This is a genomic window from Gemmobacter caeni, assembly GCF_003054195.1.
Lineage (GTDB): Bacteria > Pseudomonadota > Alphaproteobacteria > Rhodobacterales > Rhodobacteraceae > Gemmobacter > Gemmobacter caeni.
On the sequence record NZ_QBKP01000005.1, the window covers coordinates 24,007 to 35,585 of the forward strand.

Annotated in this window: 11 protein-coding genes; 5 read left to right on the forward strand and 6 right to left on the reverse strand. The window is 64.6% G+C overall.

Going from position 1 to position 11,579, the window contains the following annotated elements:
* Positions 1 to 2: 2 nt before the first annotated feature.
* The 5 genes from phnE (C8N34_RS09230) to C8N34_RS09255 all read right to left on the reverse strand — a co-directional run bounded on the left by phnE (C8N34_RS09230) (position 3) and on the right by C8N34_RS09255 (position 4,806).
* A complete protein-coding gene (gene phnE, locus C8N34_RS09230; RefSeq protein WP_108128645.1) occupies positions 3 to 1,334 on the reverse strand; it encodes a phosphonate ABC transporter, permease protein PhnE in 1,332 nt (443 codons plus the stop codon).
* Between the two features lie 2 nt (positions 1,335 to 1,336).
* Complete coding sequence (phnE, locus tag C8N34_RS09235) at positions 1,337 to 2,215, reverse strand: phosphonate ABC transporter, permease protein PhnE (RefSeq protein ID WP_108128647.1); 879 nt, start codon at positions 2,213 to 2,215, stop codon at positions 1,337 to 1,339.
* Between the two features lie 76 nt (positions 2,216 to 2,291).
* Positions 2,292 to 3,188, reverse strand: a complete 897-nt coding sequence (gene phnD, locus C8N34_RS09245) for a phosphonate ABC transporter substrate-binding protein (protein ID WP_108128651.1) — start codon at positions 3,186 to 3,188, stop codon at positions 2,292 to 2,294.
* 50 nt (positions 3,189 to 3,238) lie between these two features.
* Complete coding sequence (phnC, locus tag C8N34_RS09250) at positions 3,239 to 4,060, reverse strand: phosphonate ABC transporter ATP-binding protein (RefSeq protein ID WP_054301950.1); 822 nt, start codon at positions 4,058 to 4,060, stop codon at positions 3,239 to 3,241.
* A gap of 176 nt (positions 4,061 to 4,236) precedes the next feature.
* The gene (locus tag C8N34_RS09255) at positions 4,237 to 4,806 is read right to left on the reverse strand and encodes a hypothetical protein (protein WP_108128653.1); all 570 of its coding nucleotides are present in this window, start codon (positions 4,804 to 4,806) and stop codon (positions 4,237 to 4,239) included.
* A gap of 283 nt (positions 4,807 to 5,089) precedes the next feature.
* On the opposite strand from C8N34_RS09255, the gene C8N34_RS09260 reads away from it, so the two are divergent.
* The 4 genes from C8N34_RS09260 (at position 5,090) to C8N34_RS26330 (ending at position 9,152) form a co-directional block, all read left to right on the forward strand.
* On the forward strand, positions 5,090 to 6,247 hold the full coding sequence (locus C8N34_RS09260) for a phosphoserine transaminase (RefSeq protein ID WP_108128655.1): 1,158 nt from the start codon (positions 5,090 to 5,092) through the stop codon (positions 6,245 to 6,247).
* A gap of 94 nt (positions 6,248 to 6,341) precedes the next feature.
* A complete protein-coding gene (gene serA / locus C8N34_RS09265) occupies positions 6,342 to 7,937 on the forward strand; it encodes a phosphoglycerate dehydrogenase (RefSeq protein WP_054302840.1) in 1,596 nt (531 codons plus the stop codon).
* 201 nt (positions 7,938 to 8,138) lie between these two features.
* Complete coding sequence (locus tag C8N34_RS09270) at positions 8,139 to 8,870, forward strand: metallophosphoesterase (protein WP_108128656.1); 732 nt, start codon at positions 8,139 to 8,141, stop codon at positions 8,868 to 8,870.
* 114 nt (positions 8,871 to 8,984) lie between these two features.
* Entirely contained in the window at positions 8,985 to 9,152 is a 168-nt protein-coding gene (locus C8N34_RS26330; RefSeq protein WP_158640712.1) for a hypothetical protein, read from the forward strand.
* Between the two features lie 6 nt (positions 9,153 to 9,158).
* Here the strand turns inward: C8N34_RS26330 and C8N34_RS09275 are convergent, their stop codons facing one another.
* Positions 9,159 to 10,286: an MFS transporter gene (locus C8N34_RS09275; protein WP_108128657.1), complete on the reverse strand. Its 1,128-nt coding sequence runs from the start codon at positions 10,284 to 10,286 to the stop codon at positions 9,159 to 9,161.
* Between the two features lie 117 nt (positions 10,287 to 10,403).
* Here C8N34_RS09275 and C8N34_RS09280 point away from each other — a divergent pair, with 117 nt between their 5' ends.
* The gene (locus C8N34_RS09280; protein ID WP_108128658.1) at positions 10,404 to 11,579 is read left to right on the forward strand and encodes an acetyl-CoA C-acyltransferase family protein; all 1,176 of its coding nucleotides are present in this window, start codon (positions 10,404 to 10,406) and stop codon (positions 11,577 to 11,579) included.

The window sequence follows — 11,579 nt, forward strand, 5'->3', positions numbered from 1 at the left end:
GTTTATCCCTTGATAAGCTTCTTGCGCAGCCAGCCCGACAGGCTGTCCATCGCCATGACCATCAGCACGATCAGCACCATGTAATAGGCGACCTCTTCCCAGTCTTTCTGGGTGATGATGGCCTGGGTCAACAGCAGGCCGATGCCGCCGCCGACGATGGCGCCGATCACGGTGGCGCTGCGGGTGTTGGATTCGAGGTAGTAAAGCACTTGGCTCACCAGCACCGGCGTCACCTGCGGGATCACCCCGAACCGTGCGCGCTGCACGGCGCTGGCGCCGGTGGAGCGGATGCCCTCCACCTGTTTCTCGTCGATGTTTTCCAGCGCTTCCGAGAACATCTTGCCGAAACTGCCGGTGTCGGTCAGAAGGATGGCCAGCGCGCCTGTCATCGGGCCGGGGCCGAAGGCCCGGCTGAGGATGATGGTCCAGATCAGCCCGTCCACGCCGCGGATGAAATCGAACACACGGCGCATGGCAAAGCGCAGCGGCCCCAGCGGCATGAAGTTGCGCGCGGCCAGAAAGCCCAGCGGCAGGGCGATCACCGCCGCCCCCATGGTGCCAAGGAAGGCCATCAGCACGGTTTCAAACATCGCCCAGGCGACGTCGCCATGACGCCACATGCGGTTGTTCCAGAACTCGGACAGCATATAGCCCAGATTGCTGCGCGCATGGTCCACCCGATCCCCCCACAGCGCCAGCGCGGCCAGTTCGCCCGCGCCCTTGCCTGCGAAGGGGCTGTCGAGTGTGAAGAAGAACAGCTCCCTCCCTGGCTGGTAGCGGAAGGTTTCAACCTTCGACCGGGTATAGGCGAAGCGCCCGGCATCCGTGGTGACGCTGACCCGGTTGTCAGAGGCGTTGATCCAGTCTGGCAGCGGTTCAGGCGCGGTCAGGCGCAGCTTGCCGTCTTCGGGCGCGATGTCGATGGTGCCGTAGCCCGGCACCACATAGCGCGCACCGGCCGCGTCATAAGTGACGATATTGCCGCCGCCGAGGTCGATGACCGTGGTGTCGCCCGTCTGCATCACCCAGTCGGGCAACTGGCCTTCGGGGTAAGCCCCTTTCGCCTCGCCTTCGATGGCGACGCTCAGCCTGCCGCTGCGGTTGTCGCGGGTCACATGGGTCTTGTAGGACCAGAAATCCGACAAAAGGATGACCGCATTGTCAGGCCGCATCCGCGCGGCAATGCCCGCGATATCGAAGGCGAAGAAGATATAGACAAAATAGGCGCAGATCACTGCAGGCACCGCCAGCGCCATGCGGCGACGCAGGGTAAAACGCCGAATGACCGTTTCGGTCAGCGGAGCGCGGGCCCCGGTAAAATCGGTCACGGCCATGTTCAGCGCCCCCTCACCAGTTTTTCACGCGCGCGGTCCGACAGGCGGTCGATGGCCACGATGGTCAGGAACAAAAGCAGGAAGATCGCGACGACTTCGTCATATCGCCCCTGCCCCCATTGCATCGCCAGTTTCAGATCGTGGCCGATGCCGCCCTCGCCCACGAAGCCAAGGATGGCCGAGGCGCGCACATTGATTTCAAACCGCAGCAGCGCATAGCTGAGCCAGTTCGGCGCCGCCTGCGGGATGACACCGAGCCACATCTTCTGGCCCCATGTGGCGCCAACCGAGGTCAGCCCCTCGACCGGCTTCAGATCGGCATTTTCGGCCACTTCGGAAAACAGCTTCCCCAGAGCCCCCGAGGTATGCAGGGCGATGGCGATGACTGCCGGAACCGGGCCACCGCCCAGGAGGTAGATCAGCACCAGCGCGATGACGATTTCGGGCACGGCGCGAAAGGCATCCATCATGCGGCGAAACACGCCGGTGAAGCGCGGCCAGCGCGACAGCCCCCGCGTGGACAGCAAGGCCAGCACCATGGCGGCCAGCCCGCCCGCGAGTGTGGACACCGCCGCGATGTTGATCGTCTCGATCAGCGAGGGCACATGCGCCCAGATCAGGCCCGGCACCTCGGCCCGTTTTGCCCAGGCTTCGGAAATCACTTCCGACGGAAAGGCAAAGACCTGCGGCAACCCGTCGATGAAGCCACCCGCATTGCGGCTTTCAGCCAGACGGAAACCCGAGGCCATCAGCGCCACGAACAGCACCAGCAGAATCCCGCCATACATGCGGCGGCGACGCACCAGATCAAGATAGGCGTCGCGCCCGTTGGTGGGGCCGGGGCCTTTGTCGCCCTGCGGGCCGAAGGCGATATCTACCATTGTGCAGTCCTGTTGCGGGGCCGGAAAAGAAATTGCCGGGCTCCCTTCAGGGAACCCGGCGACACGTCAGAAAAACTCACATGCCTTCTTGCAGCTTCCGGGCCGCAACGATGCCCAGATACTCGTCATGGGTAACCGGAACGAAGTCTTTGGCTTCGCCCGCAGCCACGCCATAGGCGCAATCCTTGTCGGTTTCATGAAGATCGGCGGTCAGCGCGATCACCTTGTCCTTGACGTCCTGCGGCAGCGCTTTGCGCACCACCATCGGCCCTTCGGGGATCAGCTTCGACTTCCATATTTCCACGAGGTCATTCATGTCGACGAGGCCCGCATCGGCAGCCTTGCGGAAGGCGCCGGAATTGTAGCCGTCTTCCCAGTTGCCCAGACCGTCAGCCCAGCTTACGCCAGCGTCGAAATCGCCCTTGGCAACGCCGACGATGGTTTGCTCGTGGCCGCCCGAGAATTTCACTTCACCGAAGTAATCTTCCAGCTTGCCATACTTCTCTTGCAGCTCTGCACCCGGCACCAGATAGCCCGAGGTCGAGTTCGGTTCACCGAAGGCAAAGACCTTGCCCTTGGCATCCTCGATCGAGGTGATCCCCGAGTCCTTGCGGGCGAAACCGATCGAGTAGTAGCCGGTCGAGCCGTCCATGTTCTGCTTGGTCAGAACCGGCTCCACCGCTTCCGGGTCGGTCAGGTAGATCTTAGCATAACCCGAGGCGCCCAGCCACGCGAGGTCAAGCGTGCCGCCCAGCAGGCCCTGGATCACGCCGTCATAATCGGCCGGGGTAAAGACCTTGACCGGCACGCCCAGCGCCTCTTCGATCTTCGCGCGATAGCATTCGTTCGAGGTCATACGATCCTGGGCGTTTTCGCCGCCAAGGATGCCGACATTGAACTGGGTGATGCCTTCGGCGCTGGCAGCGCCGGTCAGCGCGGTGGTCGCGGCAAGGGCGAGGAGGAGGTGTTTCATCGGTGTGCTCCGGGTTCTGCCCTGCATTCTGCGGGGCGGGTGAAACGGGTTCAGTTGGCCAGCATCCGCTCGGCCCAGGCCCGGTCGGGCGCGGTATCGGCGGGAATGGCGGTCGAGGTCGCGGCCTCGTTGAAGCTGTCGTCGGCGCCGTAGATGTCGCGCGCGACGCCGGTCGAAAGCTGTTCCGGCGTGCCGTCAAAGACGATGCGGCCGTCCCGCATGCCGATCACCCGGTCGCAATAGCGCCGCGCGGTATCCAGCGTGTGCAGGTTGGCGATGACCATGCGGCCATCCTCGACATTGATGCGCTTCAGCGTGTCCATCACAATCTGCGCATTCATCGGGTCGAGGCTGGCAATGGGTTCGTCAGCAAGGATGATACGGGGGTCCTGCATCAGCGCCCGCGCGATGGCGACGCGCTGCTGCTGGCCACCCGAAAGCGCCTCGGCCCGTTTTGGCGCCTGCTCGGCGATGCCCAGCCGGTCAAGGATTTCCAGCGCCTTCAGGATGTCGGCGCGGGGCCAGAGGTTGAACAGCGTTTGCAGGGTGGACCGGCGGTTCAGAATGCCATGCAGCACGTTCGAGGCCACATCCATGCGTGGCACAAGGTTGAACTGCTGGAAGATCATCGCGCAGTCACTTTGCCAGGCGCGGGCGGCGGCACCTTTCAGCGCAAGGATATCACGACCCTCAACCATGATCTGTCCGGCGCTGGCGTCGGTCAGGCGGTTCATCATGCGCAGGAAGGTCGACTTGCCCGCACCGGACCGGCCAATGATCCCCACGAAGGCGGGGCGGTCGATATCAAAGCTGATCGCGTCCACCGCGGCCTTCTGGCCGAACACGCGCGATACATTGCGGACTTGCAGCATCCCCGCCCCTTCCGTTCGAGTCGGGGCGATTGCTATGCGGGCCGCATGACAGCCACGCCAAAGTCAGGTGACGACTTGGTGACAATGCGGGCGAACAGGGTGGAAAGCCGGTTGGTCACGCCCCTGAAGCGAGGGCAGCACCGCACGGTACCGCCCTCTGGTTGCCGCGCCGGGCTTCAGCGGTCAAACATCGCCAGCTTTGCGAAATCAAGCTGTTCCAGCACCGGAATCATCGCCGCTGGCTCCATCCCCTGTGCCTGGACCAGCACCCGGTTGCCGACCAGCGCCGACAGGTCGGTTCCCTGCTCCAGCATATCCTGCCCGCCAACCTTGGTGACCTTACCCATCATCTGCATCATCTGCGCGTTGCCCAGCATCCCCGCCATCGAGGCCACCAGCGGGCTGTCCGCCGTCAGCGTCAGGGTGAATCCGTTGCCATCAGCATCGGAGTAGCGCGCGGAAATCAGCGTTCCGGCCATGCCCATCATCGCCATGCCATTGGCAGCTTCGGCATCGACCTCACGCGTCCAGCCCGAAGGCGCCTCGGGCAGCAGGGCTTGCAGTCGCTTCGATTGCAGGGCCTGCACCGCCTTCCCGGCAGCAATCACCTGCGCCGCGGTCCCGTTCAGGTCACCCGCTTCATAAGACGCTTTCGCAGCGTCAAGCGCGTCGGTTACCTCGTCGGCAAAAGCAGGCGTGGCCAGCACAAATCCGGCACAGGCGGCAAAAATGGCTTTCTTCAGCATATCTTCCTCGTGTTCTGAAATCCGTCAGCCCCGCAGAAAAACCGGGGCCAGTGCACACCTGACGCGAGGAAGTCGCCCTGGTCCAGCAGAAACCGACATTCGGGTGGCATTTCCTTCCGCCGCCCCGCCACCCGTTCCATCGGACAACCGGTTCGCAACCGGCCCGGTTACGACGGGTTTCCTATCGGAAACGACATTTCCGCTTGCAAGAATCTCAGGGCTTCCGTAATTCCGGCGGCGGGACACCTCTCCCCAACGAGAGGCTTATATCTGGAAGGATACCATGGCTGATCTGATCGCCCCGGCTGCGCGCCCGGCCAATCCGCGTTTTTCGTCTGGCCCCTGCGCCAAGCTTCCCGGCTTTACCCTCGACATGCTTGCTGATGCGCCGCTGGGCCGCTCGCACCGTGCCGCCGTGGGTAAGGCGAAGCTGAAAGAGGCCATCGACCTCACCCGTGAAATTCTGGGCGTGCCCGCCGAATACCGCATCGGCATCGTGCCCGCCTCTGACACCGGCGCCGTGGAAATGGCGCTGTGGAGCCTTCTGGGCGCGCGTCCGGTTGAAATGCTGGCCTGGGAATCCTTCGGCGAAGGCTGGGTCACCGATGTCGTCAAGCAACTGAAGCTGGATGCCAAGGTGCAGAAGGCCGGCTATGGCGAGATCGTCGATTTCACCACCGTCGATTTCGACCGGGATGTCGTGTTCACCTGGAACGGCACCACCTCGGGCGTGCGCCTGCCGAATGGCGATGCGATCCCGGCAAACCGCGCGGGCCTGACCATCTGTGACGCGACCTCGGCCGCCTTCGCGATGGACCTGCCCTGGGACAAGCTCGATGTCACCACTTTCTCCTGGCAGAAAGTGCTGGGCGGCGAGGGCGGCCATGGCGTGCTGATCCTCAGCCCGCGCGCGGTGGAACGGCTGGAAAGCTACACCCCGGCCTGGCCCATGCCCAAGATCTTCCGCATGACCAAGGGCGGCAAGCTGATCGAAGGCATCTTCACAGGCGAAACGATCAACACCCCGTCGATGCTCTGCGTCGAGGATTATCTGGTCGCGCTGAAATGGGCGAAGTCCATCGGCGGGCTGAAGGGGCTGATCGCGCGCAGCGAAGGCAATGCCAGGGCCATCGCCGATTTCATCGCCGACAAGGACTGGATCGCCAATCTGGCGGTCGATCCGGCCACGGCCTCCTGTACCTCGGTCTGCCTGAAGTTCACCGATGCCCGCATCAGGGACGGTGCTGCCTTCGCCAAGGCCGTCGCGAAGCGGCTGGAGAAAGAGGGCGTGGCACTGGATGCCGGCGCCTATCGGGACGCACCTCCGGGCCTGCGCATCTGGTGCGGCGCGACGGTGGAAACCACCGATGTGGCGGCACTGATGCCTTGGGTTGAATTCGCCTTTGCGGCGGAAATAGCGGCGCTGACCGAAGCTGCCTGATCCTTTCGGGGGCGCCCCGATGCGCCCCCTCCCCACAATCCCCCGGATGCGCCCTGCGCATCAATGTGAACATACATTCGCAAAGGATACCGCAATGGCTCCCCGCGTTCTAGTCTCCGACGAACTCTCTGAAACCGCCGTCCAGATCTTCCGCGACCGTGGCGTCGAGGTCGACTACATGCCGAAGCTCGGCAAGGACAAGGAAAAGCTGGCTGAACTCATCAACCAGTATGACGGTCTCGCCATCCGCTCGGCCACCAAGGTCACCGAAAAGCTGCTGGAAAGCGCCACCAACCTGAAGGTCGTGGGCCGCGCCGGTATCGGTGTCGACAACGTCGACATCCCGGCAGCTTCGAAGAAAGGCGTGATCGTGATGAACACGCCCTTCGGCAACTCGATCACCACAGCCGAACATGCCATCGCCATGATGTTCGCCGTCGCCCGGCAAATCCCCGAGGCCAATGCCTCCACCCATGCCGGGAAATGGGAAAAGTCGAAATTCATGGGGGTCGAGCTGTTCAACAAGACGCTCGGGGTGATCGGCGCGGGCAATATCGGCGGCATCGTCTGCGACCGTGCGGTTGGGCTGAAGATGAAGGTCATCGCCTATGATCCCTTCCTCTCGGAAGAGCGCGCGAAAACGCTGGGTGTACACAAGGTCGAGCTGGAAGAGCTGCTGGCCAAGGCTGATTTCATCACGCTGCACGTTCCGCTGACCGACAAGACCCGCAACATCCTGTCGCGCGAGAACCTCGCCAAGACCAGGAAGGGTGTGCGCATCATCAACTGCGCCCGCGGCGGTCTGGTGGATGAGGCGGCACTGAAAGACGCGCTGGACAGCGGCCATGTGGCAGGGGCGGCGCTGGATGTGTTCGAAGTCGAACCGGCGACCGAAAACGTGCTCTTCGGCCACCCCAATGTCGTCTGCACCCCGCACCTCGGCGCCTCGACCACCGAAGCGCAGGAAAACGTCGCGCTGCAAGTGGCCGAACAGATGTCGGACTACCTGCTGACCGGAGCGGTGCAAAACGCGCTGAACATGCCGAACGTCACCGCCGAACAGGCCGCCGTCATGGGCCCCTGGATCAAACTGGCCGACCATCTGGGCGCCTTTATCGGCCAGATGACGGACGAGCCGATCAAGGCCATCAATATCCTCTACGATGGCCGCGTGGCGGACATGAACCTCGCCGCGCTGAACCAGTCGGTCATCGCCGGCGTGCTGAAGGCGCATAACCCGGATGTGAACCTCGTCTCCGCCCCCATCGTGGCCAAGGACAAGGGCATTCAGGTTTCGACGACCAAACAGGACAAGACCGGCGCCTTTGATGCCTATATCAAGGTCACCATGGTAACGGACAAGCGCGAACGCTCGGTCGCGGGCACCTGCTTCGCCGATGGCAAGCCGCGCTTCATCCAGATCAAGGGCATCAATATCGACGCCGAGGTCGGCGCCCATATGCTCTACACCACCAACGAGGACGTGCCGGGCATCATCGGCCTTCTGGGCATGACCATGGGCAAGAACGGCGTGAACATCGCCAACTTTACCCTTGGCCGCTCCGGCGTGGGGCAGGACGCCATCGCGCTCCTGTATCTCGATCAGGCCATCGACCCGAAGGTGGTGGACACGCTGGAGGCGACCGGCATGTTCCAGCAGGTCAAACCCCTTCAATTCCACGTTGCATGATACGAAAGGGCCGGGCATCCCCCGGCCCTTTTCCTTTCAAAGCGGCGCGACAGCCGTTCCGCCCGTGAAATCCGCTCACCCGCGCCGCAACCCGGCCTCAGCGCCTGTGGCACCCTTGCCCTTTGCCCCTTGTCCAAATACTCCACGGGGGTCCGGGGGCGTGAAGCCCCCGGCGCTTTCCATTCCGCGAAGGGATACCCCATGCGCGCCTATGCCATCGGTGACATCCACGGTCATCTGAACCTGCTGCTTGCCGCACATACCTTCATCGCAGAGGATATGGCCCGCCATGGCGGCCCTGCGCCGGTCATCCATCTGGGTGATCTGGTGGATCGCGGCCCCGACAGCCGCGGCGTCATTGAGCATCTGATGCAGGGGCAGGCACGCGGCGAAGACTGGGTGGTGCTGAAGGGCAATCATGACCGCATGTTCAGCCTGTTCCTGGATGACCCTGCGGCACAGGACCCGGGGCTCCGGCCCGACTACACCTGGCTGCACCCGCGCCTTGGCGGGGCAACCACGCTCGCCTCTTATGGCATCCATGCCCCCGGCGACCGGCCGGTCGCGCCGGTCCATGCCGATGCGCTGGCGGCTGTGCCGCAGGCACACCGGGACTGGCTGGCCTCCCGCCCCACGATGCACCGGGCAGGCGATCTGGTCTTCGTCCATGCCGGCATCCGCCCCGGTGTCGCGTTCGAGGATCAGACGGAAACCGATCTGGTCTGGATTCGCGAACCCTTCCTCTCGGACGACCGCGACCATGGCGCGCTGATCGTGCATGGCCATACCGCGCTGGATGCACCGACGCATTACGGCAACCGGCTGAACCTCGACAGCGGTGCCGCCTATGGCGGGCCGCTGACCGCCGTCGCCTTCGAGGGGCGCGAGGTATTTCACCTGACACCCTCCGGACGCGTGCCATTGCAACCCTGAGCCGCGCGCAACCCGAACAAAACGCCACAATCCCGTCACCCGGCGGTAAGCTGGCGTTAATCGACCCGGCACAGGCTGGACTGCGGGGGCAGGTCCAGCAAGGGAGTGTCGGAAATGACGGTGGAAATGATCGACGGAATGCGCGTTCTGAAACTGAGAGATCATTCGCGCAACGCCCAACCCAGGGGCGATGACATGGTGACCATGGTGCATCTGTGGCGCCTGCTCTCGGGCGGGCACGCCCTGCGCGACACGACGCTGGCGCCGCGGCGGTTTCTCTGACCCGGCTCAGGGGGCCGGTTCTGGCCCCCTGCCCCCAGCCACGGGCCAACCGCGCAGGCCGAAGGCCAGCGCCGCCAGCACCACCATGGCGGACAACATTGCCAGCAGAAGGAACAGGCCGCGCGGCCCCATTGACTCGACCATATGGGCAAGTGCGAAGGGCATCCCGATGCCCCCAACCAGACCACCAGCGACGATCAGCGGCGAAACACGGGGATCATGGCCCATGCGCTGCACCGCTGCGACGAAGTAACCGGGGAAGATCGTCGCGGCAAAGGCGCCAGAAGCCACGAACATCCAACCCGGCGAGATGACCATGGCCCCGCCCAGAGACAGCGCCAGCCCTGCGACAGACAGTGTAAACAGCGTGAAGGGCGCCACGAGGTGTGCGACAAAGACCAGAAGGATACGCGCCGCCAGAAACGCCACGAAGAACAGGCTGAGCATTTCCGCAGCGCCCACCTCGGACATGCCGCTGCGCACCAGAGCGGCGGGGCCAAGGCCGATCAGGGTGGCCTCGAACCCCACCCCGAAGGCACCGAAGCCCAGTATGATCCAGTCGGCCCGCAGGCGACCATGGGCCGTATCGGCCAGCGGACGCCCGATGTCGCGGGCAAGCACAAGCGTCACGACGAAACCGGCAGCCAGCACCAGAAACAGCGGCCGGAAGGTCCCGGCGAGCGCGACAAAGGCCAGTGGCGCAAAGATGGCCCCTGCCCCGAAAACCGCATTGATCAGCGTCAGCATTGCCGGGCCGCGCGGCCCGTAGGCGGCCAGCAGGCGCGGGTTGAACAGCACGGCGGCGCAGCCCTGCCCCATCCCGGCCAGCACCGCCCCCGCCAGCATCACGCCCCATCCCATCCCGGCGCCAAGCAGGGCAGAGCCCGCTGCCAGCACGATCACCACAACACGCGGCGTCATCCGCGCGCCCAGCGCGAACATCGCCGCCACCCCCACGGCAGCGCCGATCCAATGCGCAGTGAACAGCACCGAAACCGAGGCCAGCCCGCGCCCGGTTTCCCGTGCGATCACCGGCAGGGCCGGACCATAGACCGCCTGCACCGCGCCCATCAGCACAAAGACCGCCATTCCCGCCGCCAGCAGGACGTGCCGGTCCCGCGCTGTCATTTCCATATCCGTCTCCTGCGGCGTTGCCGCCTTTGCCTTTCGCCCGCTGATGACGCAACGTCAGACTCGCGCCCATCGCGCTCTGCCGCCAGTCTCGCACCGACCCGAGTGAAAGGCTTCCTCATGACCGACATCGTTATCCTCTCTGGTGCCCGGACTGCAATCGGCGCTTTTGGCGGCAGTCTCTCAGGCTTTGCCCCCATCGACCTTGCCACCCATGTCGCGAAAGCCGCGCTGACGCGGGCGGGGGTGGCGCCGGGCCAGATCGGCACGACGGTCTTCGGCCATGTGATCAATACCGAACCGCGTGACATGTATCTGTCGCGGGTTGCGGCGGTGCAGGCCGGGGTGCCCGAAACCGCGCCCGCGATGAACGTGAACCGGCTGTGCGGCTCCGGCGCGCAGGCGGTGGTTTCTGCGGCGCAGATGCTGATGCTGGGGGATGCCGATTTCGCGCTGGCGGGTGGCGCGGAATGCATGAGCCGCGCGCCCTATGCGCTGCCTGCCGCCCGCTGGGGGCAGAAGATGGGCGACGCCCGCGCACTGGATATGATGACCGGCGCGCTGACCTGCCCCTTCGGCACCGGGCATATGGGCGTGACCGCCGAGAATGTGGCGGCGGAATGCGGCATCTCGCGCGAGGATCAGGATGCCTTCGCTCTGGAAAGCCAGGCCCGCGCCGCCCGCGCCATCGCGGAAGGCCGGTTCAGTGACCAGATTGCGCCCATCGAGATTCAGGGCCGCAAGGGCATCGTGATCTTTGACACCGACGAACATCCCAAGGCCACCACGGCCGAGGCGCTGGCCGGGCTGAAAGCGGTATTCCAGAAGGGCGGCAGCGTCACCGCCGGCAATGCCTCCGGCATCAATGACGGGGCGGCGGCGCTGGTGCTGGCGCGGGCCGATGCGGCGGAAAAGGCCGGGCTGTCGCCCCGCGCCCGCATCCTTGGCTATTCTGTCGCCGGTGTGCGGCCCGAGGTGATGGGCCTTGGCCCCATCCCCGCCGTGCGGCAACTGATGGAGCGTACGGGCCTGACGCTGGCTGATTTCGACGTGATCGAATCGAACGAAGCTTTCGCAGCCCAGGCCCTGGCGGTGACGAAGGAACTGGGGCTTGATCCGGCGAAGGTGAACCCGAATGGCGGCGCCATCGCACTGGGGCATCCGGTCGGCGCAACCGGCGCGCTGATTACCGTGAAAGCGATGTACGAGCTGGAGAGGATCGGCGGCAAGCGCGCCATCGTCACCATGTGCATCGGCGGCGGTCAGGGTATCGCGCTGGCGCTGGAGCGGATCTGA

Bases quoted from the DNA above. Each gene is read 5' to 3' on its own strand.
- phnE (WP_108128645.1), bottom strand. From the start codon at position 1,334: ATGGCCGTGACCGATTTTACCGGGGCCCGCGCTCCGCTGACCGAAACG.
- phnE (WP_108128647.1), bottom strand. From the start codon at position 2,215: ATGGTAGATATCGCCTTCGGCCCGCAGGGCGACAAAGGCCCCGGCCCC.
- phnD (WP_108128651.1), bottom strand. From the start codon at position 3,188: ATGAAACACCTCCTCCTCGCCCTTGCCGCGACCACCGCGCTGACCGGC.
- phnC (WP_054301950.1), bottom strand. From the start codon at position 4,060: ATGCTGCAAGTCCGCAATGTATCGCGCGTGTTCGGCCAGAAGGCCGCG.
- C8N34_RS09255 (WP_108128653.1), bottom strand. From the start codon at position 4,806: ATGCTGAAGAAAGCCATTTTTGCCGCCTGTGCCGGATTTGTGCTGGCC.
- C8N34_RS09260 (WP_108128655.1), top strand. From the start codon at position 5,090: ATGGCTGATCTGATCGCCCCGGCTGCGCGCCCGGCCAATCCGCGTTTT.
- serA (WP_054302840.1), top strand. From the start codon at position 6,342: ATGGCTCCCCGCGTTCTAGTCTCCGACGAACTCTCTGAAACCGCCGTC.
- C8N34_RS09270 (WP_108128656.1), top strand. From the start codon at position 8,139: ATGCGCGCCTATGCCATCGGTGACATCCACGGTCATCTGAACCTGCTG.
- C8N34_RS26330 (WP_158640712.1), top strand. From the start codon at position 8,985: ATGACGGTGGAAATGATCGACGGAATGCGCGTTCTGAAACTGAGAGAT.
- C8N34_RS09275 (WP_108128657.1), bottom strand. From the start codon at position 10,286: ATGGAAATGACAGCGCGGGACCGGCACGTCCTGCTGGCGGCGGGAATG.
- C8N34_RS09280 (WP_108128658.1), top strand. From the start codon at position 10,404: ATGACCGACATCGTTATCCTCTCTGGTGCCCGGACTGCAATCGGCGCT.